Consider the following 21,513-nt stretch of genomic DNA (forward strand, 5'->3'; position numbering starts at 1 on the left):
TGAGCAAAGGCGAAACGCTCCGCCAGCGTGGGGCCGTTGCCTTGGTCATTTTGCGACCGTGCCTCTCCTGCGGCAATGGCTTATCCAGGGCTACAGGAAAGGATGTAAGTCAGCATTAGCGAAAATCGCGGCTTTTTAAGGTGCGGGTCCAATCCGGGTTAACTTTGGAACGTCGGCGTGGCAGTGCGGTTCCGTGCGTCCCTTCGTCGCCGCGCCCATAGCGCACGGCGAATGCGGCGGCATCGGGTTGAAGACGCCCGAGGACGCGCGTGAAATCGGTCAGGCGGCGGCTTACGACATGGATGACGCCGCTTTCCCTTTGCAGAACGCCTTCGCAGAGGATCACTTTCGCACCGAACACAGCCCGGCGATAAGTCTCGGAAAGCTTCGGCCATATGATGAGGTTGGCCGCGCCTGTCTCGTCCTCGATCGTCATGAAGATCGTTCCCTTTGCGGTGCCGGGGCGCTGGCGAAACAGCACGAGTCCCGCGATCGTCACGAAGCGACCGTTCGGCAGCGTCTTGAGATCGACGGCGCGCACCATGCCTTGCGCCTGAAGCCCGGCGCGCATGAAGGCCATCGGATGATTCCGCAGCGACAGGCCGAACACCGAATAATCCTCCGCAACGGCCTCGCCCGCATCCAGCGGCGGCAGCGCGACCGCGTCCGGCAAGGGCAATGGTGCGGAAGGCTCCGTTGCCCGCGCGAAAAGCGGCAATTCATCCGCCTCGAACCCCGCGACGTCCCACAGCGTTTCGCGCCGCGCCCGCGCCACCGAGCCGAACGCGTCGGCGCGCGCGAGCGTGAGCATCGCGGCTGTGCCGAGTTTTGCGCGGCGCATCACATCTTCGGTGCTTGAAAACGGGCCGCCCGCCATGCGTGCCTTCACGATATTTCCGGCGTCTTCCTCGCGCATGCCCGCGACGAGACGGAAGCCGAGGCGCAGCGCATGCCGCCCGCCGTCCGCAGCCTCCAGCGTATGATCCCATTCGCTCGCGTTCACGTCGGGGGGGCGCATCTCGACGCCATGCTCGCGCGCGTCGCGAACGAGTTGCGCGGGCGCGTAAAAGCCCATCGGCTGGCTGTTGAGGATCGCGGCGGCGAACACATCGGGGTAATGGCACTTCATCCACGCCGAGCAATAGACAAGGAGCGCGAAAGACGCCGCGTGGCTTTCCGGGAAGCCGTAGGTGCCGAAACCCTGGATCTGGCTGAAGCAGCGCTCGGCGAAGTCGCGCGGATAGTTCCTCGCAAGCATGCCTCCGATGAACTCGTCCTTGAACGTCCCGATGGTGCCGACCTTCTTGAACGTGGCCATGGCGCGGCGCAGCTCGTCCGCGCGGCCCGCCGAGAAGCCCGCCGCGACGATGGCGATGCGCATGCACTGTTCCTGAAACAGCGGCACGCCGAGCGTCTTTTCGAGAATGCCTCTCAGTTCCGGGCTCGGAAAACTCGCCTTTTCGAGGCCCTGCCGACGGCGCAGATAGGGATGCACCATGTCGCCCTGGATGGGACCGGGCCGCACGATGGCCACTTCGATGACGAGGTCGTAGAAGTTCTGCGGCTTGAGACGCGGCAGCATCGTCTGCTGGGCGCGGCTTTCCACCTGAAACACGCCAATGGAATCGGCGCGCGACAGCATCGCGTAAACGGCCGGGTCTTCCGATGGCACGGTGGCAGGCGTGAAGTCGCGGCCATAATGCGCACGGATGAGGTCGAAGCCTTTTGCGAGGCAGGTCAGCATGCCGAGCGCGAGCACGTCGACCTTCAGCATGCCGAGCGCCTCGATGTCGTCCTTGTCCCATGAGACGATGGTGCGGTCGTCCATCGCCGCGTTCTCGATGGGCACGAGTTCGTCAAGCCGTCCGCGCGCGATGAGAAAGCCGCCGGGGTGCTGCGACAGGTGGCGTGGGAAGCCGATCAGTTCGCGCGTCAGTTCAAGGCAGAGCATCAGGCGCGGGTCCTTCGCGTCGAGGCCGAGCGCGGCGAGGTCGCCCGGATCGACACCGCCATCGCTCCAGCCCCAGACGGAGCCCGCGAGCGCCGCCGTCACATCCGGCGAAAGCCCGAGCGCCTTGCCCACCTCGCGCACCGCGCCCCGCGTGCGATAGCAGATGACGGTTGCGCACAGCCCGGCGCGGTGGCGGCCGAAGCGGCTGTATATGTATTGAATCACCTCTTCGCGGCGCTCATGCTCGAAATCGACGTCGATGTCTGGCGGCTCGTGGCGCGCGTCGGAGATGAAGCGCTCGAACAGGAGATTGGAGCGCGCCGGGTCCACGCCCGTGATGCCGAGCGCGTAGCACACGGCCGAGTTTGCCGCCGAGCCGCGCCCCTGATGCAGGATGTTCTTCTCCCGCGCGAAGCGGACGATGTCCTCGACCGTGAGGAAGAACGGCGCGTAGCCGAAGCGTGCGATCAGGTCGAATTCATGCCGCACCTGCTCCGCCACATCGTCGGGCACGCCGTCCGGATAGCGCCGTCCGAGCCCCTCCCATGTGAGGCGCTCCAGCCGGGCCTGCGGAGCTTCGCCGTCGGGCGCGATCTCCTCGGGATATTCGTATGTCAGTTCGGCGAGGCTGAAAGTGCAGCGCGCCGCGAGCTTAACCGTGTTTGCCACGGCCTCCGGATACCCGGCGAACAGTCGCACCATTTCCGCGGGCGCTTTCAGATGCCGCTCGGCGTTCGCCGCGAGCCGGAAGCCCGCTTCGTCGATGGTGCAGGCGTGGCGGATGCAGGTGAGGACGTCCTGAAGGCGGCGGCGCGCAGGGACGTGGCAGAGCACGTCGCCGGTTGCGACGAGCGGAACGCAAACGGCGGCGGCGAGCGCGGCGAGACGGGCGATGCGCGGGCCATCGTCGCCACGGAAGCGATGGCTCGCGGCGAGGTAGACCCGATCCGGCAACCGCGCGGCGAGCGTTTGCAGGTGGCGGCGGAAGTCGGCCATGCGGCGCGGGCTTCGGAAGATGTCGTCCGGCGGCAGCACGGCGACGATCTGCCCTTCCGCGAAGGACAGGAAGTCTTCCAGCGCGAGACGGCATTCGCCCTTCGGGATCGTGTCCTCCGGTCCGCGGTCGCCGAGGCCCTGGGCGAGACTTGCGTCGGCGTGTGGCTCAGCCTGATGCGATGCCGCGTCCATCGCGGTATCGAACGGCGCGCCATTCTCCGCGTCGGCGAGCGGAAAGGACGGCGACGCTTCCGACGGCCTTTTCGGCCACGGCAAGACGTTGGAGCAAGGCTCTCGCGTTTGCGGTTCGGGAACGGGGCGGGGCTTCGATTGGGCTGGCTTCGAGCGGCTTTGCGCGGCGGAGAGGGCTTCGCTCCTGATGACGCGGTCCGACTTGCCGAGCGTCAGAAGCCGGCACAGCCGCCCGTAAGCCGCGCGGCCGGTCGGATAGCACAGAAGATCAGGCGCTCCGTCGACGAAGGAAAGGCGGCAGCCGATGATCAGCTTCACACCATGGTCACGGGCGGCGAGATGCGCGCGCACAATGCCAGCGAGCGAGTTTCTGTCCGTGATGGCGATGGCGGACAGGCCGAGTTCCGCCGCGCGCGCCACGAGTTCGTGCGGATGCGATGCGCCTTCTAGAAACGAAAAGTTCGTCGCGGCCTGAAGCTCGGCATAGCGCGGCGGCGCTTTCGCGATCATGCGAACACTCCGTGCAAATACCAGCGTGGCGGGCGCTCGCCGCCATATTCACCTTCGCGATAGACCCAGAAGCGCATGCCGTGCGCGCTTTCCACGCGATAATAATCGCGTACCTCGCGGTCTTCGTCGCGCAGCGCTCGCCACCATTCGGACGCGATGCGCTCCGGCCCGTCCGCGCGCACGATGCGGTGGACGACCTTGCGCCAGCGGAACAGCATCGGCGGCGCGTCGGGGAGCACGGCGGTCACATCGATGGGATGGGGCCGTGTAAAGAGGCGGACGGGGCGCTCGGGCAGCAAGTCCCAAGGCGAGGGCTCCGTGGCCGGCTGTTTCGGGGAGCGCCTGCCCTTTGATCCGCGACCTCGTTCCGCTTTGCCGCGTGGAAGGGATGTCTCGTCAGGCTGACGCGACTGCGTTTCGTCTTTGAGCGCGGCGTGGGACGACGGCTTGAACCCAGCGGAAGCGAGCAATCGGGGCGCCCCAGTCGCTTCGCCTGTTTGCAGCGAGGAAGCGCGCGGACAGCCCGGCGATCCGGCGTCTCTCGAATGCGGCTCGGGCATGCGCAACTCGGGCATGGCACCGCGCGCGTCGCAAAGCGCGAAGGACGCAGCCTCCTTCTTCTCAGCCGCCAGACGCGGGGTTTCAGCGACCGCGAATGCCGTTCCCGCGTCGGCGAGCGCGGGTTGCCTTGCCACGGCGCGCTCGGGAATATGGCTTTCGCGCAGCGCGAAGCGGTAGACGCGCCCCTCGCCGAAGCGGTTCTCGATCCCGTCGATGAGCGCCGCGAGGTCTTCGAGGCTCGCTTCGCCCCGCACCTTGCGCAAGATGTTGGACTGGCGCGCTTCGAGCGGCTCCACCTTCGAGGCGAAGATCATGGCGGAATCGATGCCGAAGCCGGGATCGATGAGCGGCAGCTTCTCGCGGAAGAGGCGCATCACGCGAGCCGGATCGCGGCAGGGAAGCGCTGTCGTCACGGCCTGCCCTTCCACGCCGCCATCGGCGCGGAAAAAGCTTACCTCGAAGGTGAGGCCGCCGTGCCGCTCCCGTTCGAGGCGGCGGCACAGCATGTCGAGCAGCGCACGCGTGACGCGCTCGATGTCCTCCGGCGCGGCCAGGGGCTCGGCGAAGCGCAGGCGTTCGAGCCAGGGCGACGGCTCGCGCAGGAAATCGATGGCTTCTTCGGCGCGGCCGAGCGCCTTGTCGAGTTGCGGCAGAAGGTCGGGAAAGCGGCGCGCGAGACCGGCGCGCGGCATGGGCAGCACGTCGCCCACCGTGTAAAGGCCGAGCTTGCGCAGCACGCTTGCGGTTTCGGCGGCGATACGCAGCCGCTCGACGGGCAGCGGCGCAAGCAGGGCGGCGAGGCCGGCTTCAACGCGCCGATCCTCCCCGCTCTCGAACAGGGTCGACTGCCTCGGCAGGAGCGACGGCGTATCCCCGGCGGCGGCCGCGAAGTCATCCGCGATCACGTAGCGTTCGGCGTGATGGGCGAGCGCAAAGGCCGCGCCGAAGGTGGGCGCGATGGCAGCGCGGGCCGGAATGCCCCGCGCTTCGAGGCGGCCGAGCAGATCGTCGGCGAGTTTGTCCTCATCGGTCGCAGCGCCGCAGCGGCGATCCGACTTTTCGTTCAGGCGCCCGGCTCCGAACGCGGGTTGAGCGAAGAGATGCGCGCAGCCGGTGATGTCGAGCCAGAGGCCGGACGGCGCGGGCGCGGTCGCGGGCGTATAGCGCTGCGCCCACAGGGCGAGTGCGGCGCGTGCGTCGGCCTCGGCGGCGGGATCGGCGTCGGCGGTGACGAGTTTCGGGCATACCGCGAGCGCGTCGGCCAGCGGCTGGTGCAGGGAGATCCCCGCCTCGATAGCGGGGCCGTCCAGCGCGGCGATGCGGCGGACGGTGCCGTGCTTCTCAAGAAGGGCGAGCGGTTCGCGCCGCTTCGCGAGCCTCGGGCGCTTCAGCCGCGCGAGCGTCATCGCAAAGTTCGGCAACCACACGTACATGGCCCGCTTTCCCGTGGCCCGCTTCAAAAGTGTGCCCGTCTGCGCCATCGAGTGCCTCCACGATAAAGGATGCGGTTCTTCCATTGCGGCAATAGTCGAGGTCGAGACGCCAACGCGGGGGCCCGAGGCCGCCGAAGACATCGGACGAAGGAACGGCGGCGACGCGCCAGCGGGTAGAGGCGGCCCCGCTCGGCTCGCCGGCCACGCCTCTGGGCTTCACCACATGGCGGCGGACGAGGAGCGCGAGCGCGTTTGAAGTCCGCGCGGCGGCGTCGAGCCTGCGCCCGGTTTTCAGCGTAAGCGCGCCCGCCTCGCCGAGCACGGCGGCGACGGCCCGCGAATGAAGCGCCTCTTCCATGACGGCCAGCACTTCGGCGTCCTTCCGGCAGTCCACGAAAACGATGCGCGCCGGGTCGAGGCCGAAGCGGCGAAGGCCGGGCACGTAACAATCGCTTTGGCTCGCGGCCCATAGCGCGACGCCGCCTCGCACGCGCAGGTGAGCGGCCAGCACGGTCGCCGCGAAGGCTGTCACCGATGGCGCGAGTTCGGCTTCGAGCGCGGCTGCGGTGAACTCATGCAGTGCGCCGAGCGAAAGGCCGCCGCCGGGCAGGGGCTCGTTCAGCCGTGGATCGGCGAAGGGCAGCACGGGCGGCGCCCTGCCATCGTCGAGATAGTGGCCTTCGATGGCGCGGACCTGCATCCTGAGCGCGTCCAGAACGCCGGAAACCGCAGACCCGGCACGCCGGTCCGAAGCTCGGTTCTCTCGCATCGCGGTTTGCGGCCGGGCGCCTTTTTCGGCACGGCGATCTGACGGAGGGCTGACGCTCATGACACATTATGATCCTGTTTTGTTCTTGTTTTGGACCATAAACCCGCGTCAGTCAATCAGTTTGTTCTCGCATGAAAGCTGGGCGCAACCGGCCATCGCCGCCGTCTCGCCATTGCTCGCAAGGAACCGTGCGCTCTGGCGCGCGCCAGAAAGAAAGATAGGGCGCGCTTTTAATCCAATCCGAAGCGGGATACGCTTCAATATCCGATCGCCGCCGAGTCGCCGTCGCGCAGGTCGGCCGCGCCGAGGAACAGCGGGCCTTTCTTCATGATGGAATTGGCGCGACCGAGCACCCGGTGCTGGAACGTGCCGTCCGCGTTCTTCGGCAGAATGAACCCGCGCGATTCGAGAAGCCGTAAAGTATCCTCGGACACACCCCGTTCGGTGATGACGTTATCCGGCATCCACTGGTGATGGATGCGCGGCGCGGCGGTGGCTTCGGCCACGTTCATGTCGAAGGTCAGCACGTTGAGAATCTCCTGCAGAACCACCGTGATGATCGTGCTGCCGCCGGGGCTGCCGGTGACGAGATAGGGCGCGCCGTCCTTCATGACGATGGTGGGCGCCATCGAGGACAGCGGGCGCTTCCTGGGTTCGATCGCGTTCGCCTCGTCGCCGGTGAGGCCGAAGGCGTTCGGCGCGCCGGGCTTCGCGGAGAAATCGTCCATCTCGTTGTTGAGGAGGAAGCCCGCGCCGTCCACCGAATAGCCGCTGCCGAAGGCGAGGTTCAGCGTGTAGGTGTTCGCCACCGCGTTGCCCGCCTTGTCCATCACCGAAAAATGCGTCGTCTGCTCGCCCTCGGGCGCGGGCGGTTTGCCCGCCGACACGTCCGCCGATTTCGACGCGCGTTCGAGGTCGATGCCCTTGCGAAGCTCCGCCGCATAGGCCTTGTTCGTCAGCCCTGCCACCGGCACGGTAACAAAATCAGGGTCGCCCAGATATTTCGCACGGTCCGCATAGGCGCGCCGCATCGCCTCGATGAGCCGGTGATAGGTGTCCGCGCTCTCGTTGCCGAGCGGTTTCAGGTCGTAACCTTCGAGGATGTTCAGCATCTGGATGACATGCACGCCGCCCGACGACGGCGGCGGCATGGAAACGATCTCGTAGCCGTTGTAGATGCCGCGCACCGGCTCGCGCTCGACGGGCTTGTAGGCCTTAAGGTCGTCCGTGGTGATGAGGCCGTTATTCTTCTTCATCTCGGCGGCGATCAGTTCGGCGACTTCGCCCTCGTAGAAGCCCGCCGCGCCGCGCTCGCTGATCGCATGCAGCGTTTTCGCGAGGTCGGGCTGGCGCAGCACCTCGCCCATGCGATAAGGCTCGCCTTCAGGCTTCAGGAAGTAGCGCGCCGAAGACGGATCGGTCTTCAGCCGGTCCTTCGCCCGCGAGAAGGCATAGGCGAGGCCGTAGGGCACGACGACGCCCTCTTCCGCGAGCCGGATCGCGGGCGCCATCACTTGTTCGCGGGGCATCGTGCCGTATTTTTCGAGCGCGTAGAGCAGCCCCGCCACCGTTCCCGGCACACCCGCCGACGCGCGGCTGTAGCGCGCCTTGTCGCGATCCACAGCGCCGCGATTGTCGAGAAACATGTCGCGCGTGGCGGCCGCGGGGGCGGTTTCGCGATAGTCGAGCGCGATCTTCCGTCCGTCCGCCAGCGTGATCAGCATGAAGCCGCCGCCGCCGATATTACCCGCCTGCGGATGCGTGACGGCCATGGCGAAGCCGACAGCCACGGCCGCGTCGATTGCGTTTCCGCCAGCCTTGAGGATGTCCGCGCCGACCTGCGCGGCGACTTTCTCCTGCGCGGACACCATGCCGTTTTCGGCGACGGTGGGCACGAAACGCGCGTCGAAACCGATGAGCGCGTCGGCCGCCGGATCGGTCGCCTTCTGCGCGAGCGCGGGCGGCGCGAAGGGAGCGAGGACCAGAAGCAGGACCAGCGAGACACAGAAGCAGCGAAGTGCGGATTTCGAATGCAGCATGGGGTGTGGCCTGAAGGTTGGGGGGCAGGCTGACGGAATGGCGACAGATAAGATTTAACCGCGACTGCTTTGCAGCAGGAAATAGACATTCGTGTGAGAGGCACGGAATTGGAAACGATACTCACGCATCCGGCAAGCCGGAGGCGGGAACGACGCCAGCCGAAAGCAGTTGAACACAGAGGCAAACGGGCGGGCGCGCTTTCCATTCACGAGGCCCATCATGACACATCACGCGGGACATGGTTACGAGGCGAAGGCGGCGCAGGGCGAAGGCGGCGGCGGCCCGAAGCTCAAGACCGAAAATCCGGCGACGGGCGAGCCGGGCCGAACATACGAAGGCCATTCGCGCGAACAGGCGCTCACGATTGCGCGCGAGGTGCGCGAGGCGTTTCCCGGCTGGCGGTGCACGTCATTCACGGAGCGCGGCATCGTCGTCGGCACAGCCGGGCGCATCCTTCGCGAGCGGAAGGACACGTTCGCCCGGCTGATGGCCGAAGAGATGGGCAAGCCCGTCACGGAGGGGCTCGCAGAGATCGAGAAATGCGCGTTCAACTGCGATTATTTCGTCGAGAATGCCGAGCGGTTTCTCGCGAATGAGCCGGTCGAACTCGAAGGGGGACGCGCCTATGTCACCTTCAACCCGCTCGGGCCTCTGTTGGCCGTGATGCCTTGGAATTTTCCCTTCTGGCAGGTGTTCCGCGCCGCCGTGCCCGCGCTGATGGCGGGTAACACGGTGCTCCTGAAGCACGCGAGCAACGTGCCCGGCTCGGCGCTCGCCATCGAGGACGTGTTTCGCGAGGCAGGCGCGCCCGACAATGTGTTTCGCACCATCCTGATCGCTGGTCGCGACACGGCGGAGCTGATCGACAGCCCGCATGTCGCCGCGGTGACGCTCACCGGCAGCGTGGCTGCGGGCAAGGCCGTGGCCGAGGCGGCGGGCCGCAATCTCAAGAAGACCGTGCTCGAACTCGGCGGCAGCGACGCCTACCTCGTGCTCGAAGATGCGGACATCGAGCAAGCCGCCACCGTCGCCGCGAAAGCCCGCATGGTGAACGGCGGCCAGAGCTGCATCGCGGGCAAGCGCTTCGTCGTGATCGCGCCGGTGCGAGAAGCATTCGAGACGGCGCTCGCGGCAAAGATGAGCGCGATCCGCATGGGCGATCCGCTCGACCCGGCAACGAAGCTCGGCCCGCTCGTAAGCGTGGGCGCGCGCGACGAAATCCACCGGCAGGTGCGCGAGAGCATCGAGAAGGGCGCGCGGCTCCTTTGCGGCGGCGAGGTGCCCGACCGGCGGGGTGCGTGGTATCCGCCGACGGTGCTTGCCGACGTGAGGCCGGGCCAGCCCGCTTACGACGAAGAAGTGTTCGGCCCTGTCGCCGCGATCATCGAGGCGCGCGACGTCGAACACGCGATCCGCATCGCGAACGACTCCGAATTCGGCCTCGGTTCGGGCGTGCTGACCCGCGACATCCGGCGCGGAGAGGAAATCGCAGCGAACGACCTCGAAGCGGGCATGGCGTTCGTGAACGAGAACGTGCGATCCGACCCGCGCATGCCGTTCGGCGGCGTGAAGCACTCGGGCTACGGCCGCGAATGCGGCGTGTTCGGCATCCGCGAATTCGTGAACATCAAGAGCGTCCACGTGCGCGAATAGCGGCGAGGTGACCGAAGAGCGTTCTGTTGCGCGGGAAGCGCACCCGTCGCCCAAGCTCAACTCGCCTCGCATGACCGGCAGCCGCACGGAATGGTTGACGGCGCTCCCCGCCTTATTGCCCGCAAACTTGCCCTTTAGTACACCAGCAATCCTGTATTTCACGGTTTCCAAGGGTTTGCTCGATGGCTTTGCGGCACTGGATCGTTGCGGTTTTTCTCGCGACGGCGCTTGCTCTCACGAATGGCGGCGCGATGGCGCAAGGGGCCGACGCCCCGAAACCGGCTGCACCCGCCGCCGCGGCGCCGGCACCCGCGCCCGAGGCGAACAAGGCAGAGGTCATCAAGCGTGCAAACGATGCCTTCGGAGCGGACATCGCAGGAACGACCGCGAAATGGCTGAAAACGCTCGACGACATCGAGAACCAGCTTCGCAAGCCCGGGCTTCGCTACCCCGAACTCGATGGCTTCCGCGATCAGCTCCTCAAGATTCGTGCTGAAGCCGACGAGTTCTGGAAGAAGCTGGAGCCCGCTATAGGGGCAATCGACGAACAGGTGCGCAACCTGCCCCCGCTGCCGGCTGCCGACCAGCCGCCCGAGACGGGCGAAGCAGCCCAGCTTCGCGCCGACCTGACTTTTCATCTGAGCCACCTGAATTCGGCACGCGCAACGCTCGATCACACGCATTCGCGCGTCAATCAGGAGATCAACTCCATCCAGGACATCCGCCGAAAGAACTTCACCAGCAATCTCTTCCAACCGGTGCAGGGCGTCTGGTCGGCGCAGACATGGGAGAACGTACCCGCCTATGCGAACATCGCCGCCGAGCGGGTCGAACGCACAATCGGAAGCTGGTGGGACGACTCGGACGATCAATCCGAGCTTCTCTATCTTTTCGGCACCGCGGCGGCGCTTTTCGCGGGACTTTCCCTGATTTCATGGCGCGGAATTCGACGGCTCAGGACCTGGACAGAAGAGGGCGAACCGCCATTCTGGCGGCGTGCATCGACGGCAGCAGGCGTTATCGTGTTGCGTATTCTGCCCGCCTGCGTGCCGCTGGTTTTTCTTTATCACGCGGTCAACTCGGTGCAGCCCATCCCTGAAAAGATTCAGTGGCTGCTCTATTCGGCATCGCGCTCGATCCTCGTGATCGTGGTGGTGAACGCCCTCATCGCGACCGTCTTCGCGCCGGGGCGCCCGCAATGGCGGCTCATCCGCGCCACAGAAGGAGCGGCGGTGCGGATTTCGGGGCTGATGCTCGCGCTCGCGCTCGTTTACGGCGCGACCACCTTCATCTACACCGCCACGCGATTGGTGCAGGCGCCGTTCTCGCTGACGCTTGCCTTCACGCTTCCGGCGAACCTTCTCGTCGCGCTGCTCGTGACCGCGATCCTGAAGACGCCGCTCAGGGACAAGACGTCAGAGGGGCTGCCGTCGACGACGTGGCTGAACCTGCTTCGGGTACCGGTCTGGATCATTACCGTCGCGATCATCGTAACAGCGCTTTCGGGCTATCTGGCGCTGTCGCGCTTCCTCGCGCAGCAACTCATCGTCACGGGCTCGATCCTCGCCGTCGTCTATATCCTGCTTCTGTGGGCCGATGGCGTGGCTCAGGGCATCAGCGACGAAAACTCGGCCATCGGCAGCTGGATCAAGACGCTCGGCGTGGACCAGAAGCGCTGCGAACGCTTTTCGGTTCCGATAAGCCTTTTCCTCAAGTTCATTGTGCTGATCGGCGCGGTGCCGCTGATCCTGCTGCAATGGGGCTATCCGTGGGCCGACATCGTTGAATGGTATTACCAGCTTTTCTTCGGCTTCCGCATCGGCAACACGCAAGTGTCGCTCGCCGCGATTCTCGCCGCCATTGTCGTCTTCGTGCTCGGCTATTTCGCGGCGCGGCTGTTCCAGAGCTGGCTCGACACACAGGTTCTGAAACCCGCGGGCCTCTCGGGCGGCCTGCGTGACTCGATTCGCACGGGCGTCGGCTATATGGGCGTCGGCGCGGCGGCACTCATCGCGTTGTCTTACGCCGGGTTCAATCTCTCGAACCTGGCCATCGTTGCGGGCGCCTTCTCCGTCGGCATCGGTTTCGGCCTGCAAAGCGTCGTCAGCAACTTCGTCTGCGGCCTCATCCTGCTCGCCGAACGTCCGATCAAGGTGGGCGATCTCGTCACGGTCGGCGGCGAGGAAGGCACGGTGCGCAAGATCAGCGTGCGCTCGACCGAAATCGAAACCAGCGACCGCGCGAGCGTGCTCGTGCCGAACTCCTCCTTCATCACCGGCAACGTGAAAAACTGGACGCTGCGCAATAACACGACGCGCGTGATGATCCCCGTTTCGGTCGTTCACGGAAGTGACCCGCGCAAGGTGAAGGAATTGCTGCTCGGCGTCGCGCGCTCTCATGTTGCGGTGATGACATCGCCGGAGCCGTTCGTTTCGCTCGACGATTTCACGGTCGATGCGCTTCAGTTCAAGCTGTTCGCCTATATCTACGATCTCAACAAGGGAACCGGCACGAAGACCGAGCTTCGCATGGCGATCATCGAGGCCTTCAGGAAAGAGGGAATCCAGATGCCGCAAGGCGCGTCCCCGACACTGCCGTCCGATGAGGCCGAGCTTTGGCGCGAAGCCGTGAGCCAATATCTGGCTTCACGCGGCGACAAGAAAGACGGTGACGAGGACGGCGCATCGAATGACGGCCGGATCGTCCTGCCGAGGATCGGTTCATGAGCCGTCAGGGGGAGAATATGAAAATAGGCAAGCTGATCCAGCAGGTCGAGAGCTTCTTCCTCGTTGTGATCGCGATCCTGACCGTGATCGGCGCGATCAAGGAAATCTATCTCATCGGCATGAAGCGCGATGTCGGCCTGCAAGATCTGCTGCTCATGTTCCTCTATGTCGAGGTGCTGGGCATGGTCGCGGCCTATATCACGTCGAAGCAGATCCCGATCACGCTGCCCATCTTCATCGCGATTACCGCCATCGCGCGGGTGGCAATCCTGCAGAAGGAGCAAGACCCGATCGCAATCATCTACGAGTCGGGGGCAATCCTGATGCTGGCCATTGCGGCAGCGGTGGTAAATTTCCGCCCGGCGAAAAAGCCGGCAGTTCCGGGCGGACCGTCGTCCAGCGATAGGGCCGGTGAAGGCGGCACCATGCCGCCGGCGTGACCGGCGATTTCGCCGGTCCACCGCGTCGGCCGATAACGGGCCTTTTCGCTTGATGCGGGAGGGCTCGTGCAGGCCCGGTTTCGTCTTCCGAAGGCCGCTTATGAAAAGCGTTTCACGCTTTCACCTTTGCAGCGGCGGGCACGTCGTGGCAGGGACTTTTCTCGTTCTTCAAGGTCTTCTTTCCCTCCGGCGCCTTGCCCTTGAAATAGCGCGCGGTCGCGATGGCAACCTGCGGCTGGCCCTCGCCGTTGGAGACCTGCTGAATGCCGTCCTGATACCAGCCATCGTATTTGCGAGCGGTCGCCTCTTCGCGGGCGCGGCACCAGACCACCGCCGACAGATCGGCGAAGGTATATTTGTTCGTGGTCGCCGCCGCGAGGCGCAGGGTGTCGGGCCCCTGCTCCGTCACCACGACATCTTTCACCGTGAAAATGCCTGACTGCGGCATCTTCGAGGTATCGACCGCAGCAGCCTGCAAGGGCTGCGTTTCGGTGTTCGAGGCACAGCCCGCGAGCGCAACCGTGGCGACGGCAAACAAGGCAAATCTTTTCATGACACGATCAATCCATGAATTCGTTGACGCGAAGCCCGCCAGCCCCCTTGGCGCGCCGATGCTTAAGCGTGGGAGGCGATTCCCGGCGCTTCTGTGGCTCGCGCCATGGGTTTTCAACCTGAGATTGTCGCACCGGACGCTTCCAGGCGCGACTGTTGCGCGAAAAACGCTCTACCTCTCCATGCCGGCTGACCATTCCGCTACCCGCTTCGCCCAAGCCCCTCTCGATTCCTTCAATTGCATTCGGCGCTCTTTCAGGCGATGATCCCCGCATACCAAGGGGGGCCGCAGGCATGCGGCTGAGATTGCGCTGAAGAAACCTGAAACAGGTGCCGCGCGACGACCCGTCGAACCTGATCCGGTTAGGACCGGCGGAGGGAATGGTCTTGCAGACACGCCGCCCGCTTCGCGAAAAGCGCTCGCGCTTCGCGGCCCCGACTCATCCCCCGATCACGCAAGGAGACAGCGCATGAACGCGCCCATCGATCCGAAAAAGGTTGAGCCGGTGAAGGTCACGACGGGTTCCCTGCCGGGATCGCGCAAGGTTTATGCGGAGGCCGCGCCCGGCGTGCGGGTGCCCTTCCGCGAAATCGCCCTGCATGAGAGTTCGGGGGAGCCGCCGTTCCGCGTCTACGACACGAGCGGCCCTTATTCCGATGAAGCCGCGCGCATCGATGTTAACGCGGGGCTCGCCCGCCATCGCGAAGCGTGGGTGAAGCGTCGCGCCGTCGAAGCTTACGAAGGGCGCACCGTAAAGCCGGAAGATAACGGCAATGTCGGCGACGCCCACCGCGCGCGCGAATTTCCGCATCGTTATCCGGTCTATCGCGCCGCCGACGGCCAGCCGTTGACGCAGCTCGAACTGGCGCGGGCGGGCGTGATCACCGAAGAAATGGTCTACATCGCGAACCGCGAGAATCTGGGCCGCACGGCGGCGCTCGACCGCGCCAAGGAAGCGCTGGCGGATGGCGAAAGCTTCGGCGCGGCGATTCCCGAATTCATCACGCCGGAATTTGTCCGCGACGAGGTTGCGCGCGGCCGCGCCATCATCCCGGCCAATGTGAACCACGCCGAGCTTGAGCCGATGATCATCGGCCGCAACTTCCTCACCAAGGTGAACGCGAATATCGGCAATTCCGCCGTCTCGTCCTCCGTCGAGGAAGAGGTGGAAAAGATGGTCTGGTCCATCCGCTGGGGCGCGGACACGGTGATGGACCTGTCCACCGGCCGCAACATCCACACCACGCGCGAATGGATCATCCGCAACGCGCCCGTGCCCATCGGCACGGTGCCGATCTATCAGGCGCTGGAGAAGGTGAACGGCGACCCCGTCAAGCTCGATTGGGAGGTCTACAAGGACACGCTCATCGAGCAATGCGAGCAGGGCGTCGACTACTTCACCATCCATGCGGGCGTGCGCCTGCGCTATGTGCCGCTGTCGGCGAAGCGCGTCACCGGCATCGTATCGCGCGGCGGCTCGATCATGGCGAAGTGGTGCCTCGCGCATCACCGCGAAAGCTTCCTCTATGAGCGCTTCGACGAGATTTGCGACATCATGCGCCGCTACGACGTGTCGTTCTCGCTCGGCGACGGGCTGCGCCCCGGCTCCATCGCGGACGCCAACGACGCGGCGCAATTCGCGGAACTTGAGACGCTCGGCGAACTGACGAAGGTGGCCTGGGCGAAGGGCTGCCAGGTGATGATCGAGGGGCCGGGCCACGTGCCGCTGCACAAGATCAAGGTGAACGTCGAGAAGCAGCTTGCGCTGTGCGGCGAAGCGCCGTTCTACACGCTAGGCCCGCTCGTCACCGACATCGCGCCCGGCCACGACCACATCACGAGCGCCATCGGCGCGGCCATGATCGGCTGGTTCGGCACGGCGATGCTCTGCTACGTCACGCCGAAGGAGCATCTCGGCCTGCCCGACCGCGACGACGTGAAGGCAGGCGTGATCGCCTACAAGATCGCGGCGCACGCGGCCGACCTCGCCAAGGGCCACCCCGCCGCGCAGCTTCGCGACAACGCGATTTCGCGCGCGCGCTTCGAGTTCCGCTGGGAGGATCAGTTCAACTTGGGGCTCGACCCCGAGGGCAGCCGCGCCATGCACGACGAGACGCTGCCGAAGGACGCGCACAAGGCCGCGCATTTCTGTTCGATGTGCGGGCCGAAATTCTGTTCGATGGAGATCACGCAGCAGGTGCGCGACTACGCGGCCAAGTTGAACGAGACGCCCGAGATGGCCGCGCAGGCGGGCATGGACGAGATGAGCGAGAAGTTTAGGGAGATGGGTGGCGAGGTTTATGTGGAGCGGAAAATTTGATTGCCGCGACGAAGACATGGTCATGCCAGTTGGCGAGGAACGCTAGGCTCAGGACTCATTGTTGAGGTAACCAGAAGATGACGGTTGCGGCGATGAGTATGGCGGAAAAGAAGGTGTGGGCGCATCGGTCGTATCGTATCGTGTCGCGATGCGGCGCCAGTCTTTCAGTTTTGCAAACAGGTTTTCGATCCTGTGCCGCTCCCGGTAGAGCGCCCTGTCGTAAGGGTAGGGCCGCTTGCGGCTTCTGGACGACGGGATGCAAGGCGAGATGCCCTTGTCTTCAAGGGCTTGCCGGAACCATGCGCTGTCATAGCCCTTGTCGGCGATCAGTGCGCCGGCATCCGGCAGGGCGTCGAGCACCAGCGCCGCGCCCTTGTGGTCGCTCAACTGCCCCTCGGTGAGAAGCAGGACGAGCGGCCGGCCTTTTTCGTCGCAGACCGCGTGCAGCTTCGAGTTCATGCCGCCCTTCGTTCGTCCGATAAAGCGGGGTAAAGCCCCCTTTTGAGCAGGCTCGCCGCCGTGCGGTGTGCCTTGAGGTGGGTCGCGTCGATCATGATGCGCTCTGGCCTGGGTCCCTCTCCGGCAAGGCTCGCGAAGATGCGGTCGAACACGCCGAGCCTGCTCCAGCGGATGAAGCGGTTGTAAAGGGTCTTGTGCGGGCCATACGCCTTCGGCGCGTCTTTCCACTGAAGGCCGTGCTTGATGACGTAAACGATGCCGCTCACCACACGGCGGTCGTCGACGCGCGGCACCCCATGCGGCAGCGGAAAAAACGGCGATATCCGCGCCATCTGGCGCTCGCTCAGCAAAAACAGTGCGCTCATCGAATCAAAACCTCCTCCTCCCGGGAAAGGCTTTGAATCACATCTTAATGGAAATTAATAGGTCCTGAGCCTAGGCTTTCAAAGCTTAAATCATTTATGTAGTGGGTTCCAACTCATAGCTTCTTGACGATAAGTAGTTTTCGATCCGATCATGCGCAAATGATTTTGGGGAATCGCTATGTCGTCTCAAGAGGATGCGTCTGTGTTGCCGGAGATTATGGGCAAGAAGGTCACAGAAGACGATAAGGGCAACGTCTGCCTCAATGATTTCTGGGATATGGCCGAAAAGCCTGAGCATCTCCGTCCAACGGAATGGCATCGCCAGAAGAGAACCCAGGCGCTCGAAAACGCCCTGCTCGAAAGAATTATGGTTCAAAACCATAATTCAAAAAAAATCGATGCCGATTCAATGTATTATGTCACGGGCAAGGGGCGGAATGCAAAAACCTTCGCCCATCCCGTTCTCGCTTTGGCATACGCCGAAGATCTTCTGCCGGCGCTTGGCGTGGAAGTTCGGGAGATCTTTCTCCGCTATCGGGCGAAAGACGTATCTCTTGCGTCCGAGATCCTTGAGGGCCTGCACGAACAAGAGGAATACGATCAGTTAAGGGTTAAACTTCGCAACCTTGTGAAAGAGCATAACAAGCTATCCGTTGGAGTGACGAATTTCGAGGCTTATAATGGCGCTGGATTGGCCGGACTTTATGGAGGCCTGACGAAGGCGCAGTTGCTAAAGCGCAAAGGCCTTGCTTCTGATGCCCACCATTTGGACCATGCAGGACATGAAGAGTTAGCCGCGAATTATTTCAAAGCGACGCAGGCGACCGCTAAATTGAAGCGTGACGGGATTAAGGGACAGACGGCAGCCAACGCAGCTCATGCTAAAGTTGGTGAGGCTGTGTGCCAAACAATAAGGGACCTGGGTGGGACGATGCCGGAAGCGGAACCGGCCCTTGAGCATATCAGCAAGGCCGAAAAACGGTTGAAGTCGGGGCAATCGAAGGAAGCTGCGCCTTTGCCATCCAAGCCGCCCAAGAAGTGAATAGGCGCTTGTCTCTCTCCGGCCAGTGCATGACGAGCTTGATCGCCCTTCCCGGAAGATCGCTTCCGAGTACCTAGCGGAACGCTCGCAAACATGCTATATAAAGCACTACTAGGCCCCGGCCGCTTCGATGGCCGCTCGCACCGCCGCACCCTTGTGGCTGCCGAGATTGTCCATCACGATGTCGCCCGGGCGAAGCGCCGGCACGAGCACCTGATCGACATAGGCCTGAAAGGCCGCGCCGTTGATCGGTCCGTCGAGCACCATCGGCGCTTTCATGCCTGAAACACGCAAGGCGGCGACGGAAGTCGTCGTCTTCCAGTGCCCGTGCGGGATGCCCGCGCGAAGGCGCTGACCTCGTGGCGCCCTGCCGTAGCGGCGAGCCATGTTGGTCGATGTCCAGGTTTCGTCGATGAAGACAAGCCGCTCCGGATCGAGGTCAAGTTGGCCTTCGAACCAGGCCTCGCGCCGCTTCGGCTCACTTAGTGAAATAAAGAACACTAAAACAATATAGATAAGAACTAAAATAAAAAACCCTTGCCAGAAATTTCCTATACCGATCCGCCCCTTGAAAGAAAAAAGCAGGGAACCAACGACATTTGAATCTCCATAAATTAATATTATCCAATTTTTAAGTGATAAGATATTTACAATCAAGCGCTGCAATGACGCTCCACAACAAATGGCGTTACCGCAGCAACTCCGCGATGGCGGCCTCGATGCCGTCGAGCGTGAGCGGATACATGCGGCCTTGCATGATCTGCCGCATCATCCGCAGCGAAGGCGTCTCGCTCCAATAGCGCTCGGGCGTAGGGTTGAGCCACACCGCATGCTTGAACGTGTCGAGCATGCGCTGCATCCACACCTGCCCCGCTTCCTCGTTCCAGTGCTCCACGGAGCCGCCCGCAAGCGCGATCTCGTAAGGCGACATCGCCGCATCGCCGACGAAGATCACCTTGTAATCGGAGGGGTAGGTGTGGATTACGTCCCACGTGGGAATGCGCTCGGCATGGCGGCGCGCATTGTTCTTCCACACGCCCTCATAGATGCAGTTGTGGAAGTAAAAATAGTCCATATGCTTGAATTCGGAGCGCGCGGCGGAGAATAGCTCCTCTGTCTCCTTGATGTGATAGTCCATCGATCCACCGACATCGAAGAACAGCAGCACCTTCACCGTGTTGCGCCGCTCGGGCCGGAACGCGATGTCGAGATAACCCTTGTGCGCGGTGCCCTTGATCGTGCCGTCGAGGTCGAGTTCTTCGGCCGCGCCCGCCCGCGCGAAGCGGCGGAGCTTGCGCAGCGCGAGCTTGATGGTGCGGGTGCCGAGTTCGACTTCGCCGTCGAGATCCTTGAAGTCGCGCTTGTCCCACACCTTCACCGCTCGAAAATTGCGGTTTCCGGCCTGACCGATGCGCACGCCCTCGGGATTGTAGCCATACGCGCCGAACGGCGACGTGCCGCCCGTGCCGATCCACTTGCTACCGCCTTCGTGGCGCTCCTTTTGCTCTTCGAGGCGCTTCTTCAGTTCCTCCATGATCTTGTCCCAGCCGCCGAGCGCCTCGACCTGCGCCTTTTCCTCGTCGGAAAGAAAGCGTTCGGTGAGCGCGCGCAGCCAGTCCTCGGGAATTTCCGCCTCGATACTCTCGCCGATGCTTTCCAGGCCCTTGAAGACCTGCCCGAACACGCGGTCGAACTTGTCGAGATGTCGCTCGTCCTTCACGAGCGAGGCGCGGGAAAGGTAGTAAAAATGTTCGATCTTCTTGCCCGCGACGCCCGCATCCACGGCCGAAAGCAGCGTGAGATATTCTTTCACGCTCACTGGCAGTCCCGCGTTCTTCAACTCGTAGAAAAAGTTCAGGAACATCGCATCGCCTCGGACAGCGGAAGCCTTCACGCTCGAAGGGTGTCGCCATCCTAACATCGGCATGGGCTTCGGGAAAAGGACGGCGCGCCGAGCCTTCTCAACCGAAGAGATGGTGACCCTTTTTCTTTGCGGGCTTTGCTTGCGGCGTCGCCTTCGCCATCGGATCGGCACCTGTATCGGCGGGGCTGGCCGGTTCCGCGCCGACCCCTTCGAGGCGGTCGAGCAGCGAACCGCTGCGGCTTTTCCCGCGAGGCGGCCCGGCGTCCGCCGCCTTTCGCGTCGATTGCGCTTTCGCCCGCCCGCGAACGCCGCCCGCATAGGCCGTCGAGGGGAGAAGCAAGGCGCGCAGCGGCTCCGGCGCGGCGTCGTGCACGGCGGCGGCGGATTGCGGCGGCGCCGGTTCACCCGCCGCCGGACGCACGGCAAGTTGCTTGTTCTTCTGCGGCGTGATCTTCGCCTGAACATGTTGCAGGCCGCGAATGAGAAGCGCGATGCCGATCACCACCCGCTGGCGCAGCCAGTCCGAAGCGCCGCCGGACGTGTCGCGAAGCTGCTCCGCGCGGCGCTCCAGTTCGAGCCGCGCGAGGAACTGCCGCCCCTTCTCGCTGACATGCGGCGCGCGGGCCAGAAGTTCCGCGTAGCGCGCGCGAAGCTCCTGCGCTTCAAGCACGAATTCGTAATGCCGTTTCAGCCCCTCGCCACCCTTGCGCGCGAGACCGCCCGCCCGCTCGAAAGCGCTCGCGAACTGTCCCGGCAGGTCGGTACGCGCCCGGCGCAGTTCCTCAGCCGCCGCCGCGAAGCCTTTCTCGCCGACCGAGCGGGCAAAGCGCCGCGCCGTGGCCGCCGCGTCGACCGCGATGCTCCGTCCTTCGCGCCAGACCGTGGCAGCGGCGCGGAACAGCGACAACGGCACCGCCGCGATCTCGGACGGGCGCGGTATGCGGCCCTGCTCCCGTTCCGCAGCGATAACGCAGGAGACGCGAACCGCGAAGGCTTCGGCCTCCTGGCGCGCAAGCGACAGGCGCAGCGCGACCGGATCGAGATCGGCGAGCTTCGGGTTCCAGTCGGCGTCGGGATCGCGGAACAGAAGCGCATGCGCCTCGTCGCGAAAGGTTTCGAGCGCATGCTCGTCGGCGAGTTCCGGCCCGAGAAGGCGGATGTCTTCGATCAGGAATATCTCGGACGCCGCCCAGAAATCGCGTCTGATTTGCAGAACCTCCGCGAGCGGCGCGAAATCCGGCACGTCGAATGCCGTCTGAATTTTCTTTTTCAGCGTACTGACACGATCGAAATAGGCGCTGTTCGCCTCGATGCCGTTCAGAAGGTGGCGCACATCCTCACGGACATCGTCTTCGGTGTCGAAAGCGGCTGTTCGCGGCGAAGACGAACGCCTGCGGAGCGCGGCAAGGATTTCAGCGCCTTCGTCCACCAGCGCAAGCGCGTCGTCGACCAGCGCCTTGCGGCGCGAACCGTCGTGGCTGCGAAAAAGGCGATAGAGAAGCCAAAGCGCGAAGCTCACGCCGAGCCAGAGGGTCAGAACAGCCCCGAGCGACGAAAATGCCTTCATGGCGTGCCCTTCTGTCCCCCCGCTTCCTCGCGTCGCGCACCATCACGCGAAGCACGCTTCGCTTCTGAGCCA

Annotated in this window: 12 protein-coding genes, 2 pseudogenes and 1 riboswitch; of the genes and pseudogenes, 5 read left to right on the plus strand and 9 right to left on the minus strand. The window is 64.2% G+C overall.

Going from position 1 to position 21,513, the window contains the following annotated elements; translation table 11 throughout:
* Positions 1-115: 115 nt before the first annotated feature.
* The 4 genes from EK416_RS07955 to ggt all read right to left on the minus strand — a co-directional run bounded on the left by EK416_RS07955 (position 116) and on the right by ggt (position 8,451).
* The gene (locus EK416_RS07955) at positions 116-3,649 is read right to left on the minus strand and encodes an error-prone DNA polymerase (protein ID WP_127076974.1); all 3,534 of its coding nucleotides are present in this window, start codon (positions 3,647-3,649) and stop codon (positions 116-118) included.
* On the minus strand, positions 3,646-5,643 hold the full coding sequence (locus tag EK416_RS07960) for a Y-family DNA polymerase (protein ID WP_164729918.1): 1,998 nt from the start codon (positions 5,641-5,643) through the stop codon (positions 3,646-3,648). Before EK416_RS07960 ends, EK416_RS07955 begins: the two co-directional genes overlap by 4 nt.
* On the minus strand, positions 5,552-6,412 hold the full coding sequence (locus tag EK416_RS17725; RefSeq protein ID WP_164729919.1) for an ImuA family protein: 861 nt from the start codon (positions 6,410-6,412) through the stop codon (positions 5,552-5,554). Before EK416_RS17725 ends, EK416_RS07960 begins: the two co-directional genes overlap by 92 nt.
* Positions 6,413-6,669: 257 nt before the next feature.
* Positions 6,670-8,451: a gamma-glutamyltransferase gene (gene ggt / locus EK416_RS07965; RefSeq protein ID WP_127076976.1), complete on the minus strand. Its 1,782-nt coding sequence runs from the start codon at positions 8,449-8,451 to the stop codon at positions 6,670-6,672.
* 220 nt (positions 8,452-8,671) lie between these two features.
* Here ggt and EK416_RS07970 point away from each other — a divergent pair, with 220 nt between their 5' ends.
* From EK416_RS07970 to EK416_RS07980, 3 genes are all read left to right on the plus strand, one after another.
* Positions 8,672-10,105: an NAD-dependent succinate-semialdehyde dehydrogenase gene (locus tag EK416_RS07970; RefSeq protein ID WP_127076977.1), complete on the plus strand. Its 1,434-nt coding sequence runs from the start codon at positions 8,672-8,674 to the stop codon at positions 10,103-10,105.
* Between the two features lie 182 nt (positions 10,106-10,287).
* Positions 10,288-12,831: a mechanosensitive ion channel family protein gene (locus EK416_RS07975; protein WP_127076978.1), complete on the plus strand. Its 2,544-nt coding sequence runs from the start codon at positions 10,288-10,290 to the stop codon at positions 12,829-12,831.
* A 17-nt stretch (positions 12,832-12,848) separates the two neighbouring features.
* Positions 12,849-13,271 carry a phosphate-starvation-inducible protein PsiE gene (locus tag EK416_RS07980; RefSeq protein ID WP_245433989.1) on the plus strand — a complete coding sequence of 141 codons (423 nt, stop codon included), beginning with the start codon at positions 12,849-12,851 and terminating at the stop codon, positions 13,269-13,271.
* Between the two features lie 112 nt (positions 13,272-13,383).
* Here EK416_RS07980 and EK416_RS07985 read toward each other — a convergent pair whose 3' ends face one another.
* Complete coding sequence (locus tag EK416_RS07985) at positions 13,384-13,824, minus strand: putative periplasmic lipoprotein (RefSeq protein WP_127076980.1); 441 nt, start codon at positions 13,822-13,824, stop codon at positions 13,384-13,386.
* A gap of 268 nt (positions 13,825-14,092) precedes the next feature.
* Positions 14,093-14,222, plus strand: a riboswitch (TPP riboswitch).
* A gap of 71 nt (positions 14,223-14,293) precedes the next feature.
* On the opposite strand from EK416_RS07985, the gene thiC reads away from it, so the two are divergent.
* Positions 14,294-16,144: a phosphomethylpyrimidine synthase ThiC gene (gene thiC / locus EK416_RS07990; protein WP_127076981.1), complete on the plus strand. Its 1,851-nt coding sequence runs from the start codon at positions 14,294-14,296 to the stop codon at positions 16,142-16,144.
* Between the two features lie 55 nt (positions 16,145-16,199).
* Here the strand turns inward: thiC and EK416_RS07995 are convergent.
* Positions 16,200-16,968: pseudogene (locus EK416_RS07995) on the minus strand (IS5 family transposase).
* A 217-nt stretch (positions 16,969-17,185) separates the two neighbouring features.
* Between EK416_RS07995 and EK416_RS08000 the strand changes: the two are divergent.
* Positions 17,186-18,010: a KilA-N domain-containing protein gene (locus EK416_RS08000; protein ID WP_164729920.1), complete on the plus strand. Its 825-nt coding sequence runs from the start codon at positions 17,186-17,188 to the stop codon at positions 18,008-18,010.
* 114 nt (positions 18,011-18,124) lie between these two features.
* Here EK416_RS08000 and EK416_RS08005 read toward each other — a convergent pair.
* The 3 genes and pseudogenes from EK416_RS08005 to EK416_RS08015 all read right to left on the minus strand — a co-directional run.
* A pseudogene (locus EK416_RS08005) lies at positions 18,125-18,478 on the minus strand (transposase); the annotation flags it as partial.
* Between the two features lie 220 nt (positions 18,479-18,698).
* Positions 18,699-19,874, minus strand: a complete 1,176-nt coding sequence (locus tag EK416_RS08010; protein WP_127076983.1) for a vWA domain-containing protein — start codon at positions 19,872-19,874, stop codon at positions 18,699-18,701.
* 97 nt (positions 19,875-19,971) lie between these two features.
* Complete coding sequence (locus EK416_RS08015) at positions 19,972-21,441, minus strand: hypothetical protein (protein ID WP_127076984.1); 1,470 nt, start codon at positions 21,439-21,441, stop codon at positions 19,972-19,974.
* Positions 21,442-21,513 lie beyond the last annotated feature (72 nt).

Origin of the sequence: Rhodomicrobium lacus (genome assembly GCF_003992725.1) — a bacterium.
GTDB lineage: Bacteria > Pseudomonadota > Alphaproteobacteria > Rhizobiales > Rhodomicrobiaceae > Rhodomicrobium > Rhodomicrobium lacus.

Bases quoted from the DNA above. Each gene is read 5' to 3' on its own strand.
- EK416_RS07955 (WP_127076974.1), bottom strand. From the start codon at position 3,649: ATGATCGCGAAAGCGCCGCCGCGCTATGCCGAGCTTCAGGCCGCGACG.
- EK416_RS07960 (WP_164729918.1), bottom strand. From the start codon at position 5,643: ATGTACGTGTGGTTGCCGAACTTTGCGATGACGCTCGCGCGGCTGAAG.
- EK416_RS17725 (WP_164729919.1), bottom strand. From the start codon at position 6,412: ATGCGAGAGAACCGAGCTTCGGACCGGCGTGCCGGGTCTGCGGTTTCC.
- ggt (WP_127076976.1), bottom strand. From the start codon at position 8,451: ATGCTGCATTCGAAATCCGCACTTCGCTGCTTCTGTGTCTCGCTGGTC.
- EK416_RS07970 (WP_127076977.1), top strand. From the start codon at position 8,672: ATGACACATCACGCGGGACATGGTTACGAGGCGAAGGCGGCGCAGGGC.
- EK416_RS07975 (WP_127076978.1), top strand. From the start codon at position 10,288: ATGGCTTTGCGGCACTGGATCGTTGCGGTTTTTCTCGCGACGGCGCTT.
- EK416_RS07980 (WP_245433989.1), top strand. From the start codon at position 12,849: ATGAAAATAGGCAAGCTGATCCAGCAGGTCGAGAGCTTCTTCCTCGTT.
- EK416_RS07985 (WP_127076980.1), bottom strand. From the start codon at position 13,824: ATGAAAAGATTTGCCTTGTTTGCCGTCGCCACGGTTGCGCTCGCGGGC.
- thiC (WP_127076981.1), top strand. From the start codon at position 14,294: ATGAACGCGCCCATCGATCCGAAAAAGGTTGAGCCGGTGAAGGTCACG.
- EK416_RS08000 (WP_164729920.1), top strand. From the start codon at position 17,186: ATGGGCAAGAAGGTCACAGAAGACGATAAGGGCAACGTCTGCCTCAAT.
- EK416_RS08010 (WP_127076983.1), bottom strand. From the start codon at position 19,874: ATGTTCCTGAACTTTTTCTACGAGTTGAAGAACGCGGGACTGCCAGTG.
- EK416_RS08015 (WP_127076984.1), bottom strand. From the start codon at position 21,441: ATGAAGGCATTTTCGTCGCTCGGGGCTGTTCTGACCCTCTGGCTCGGC.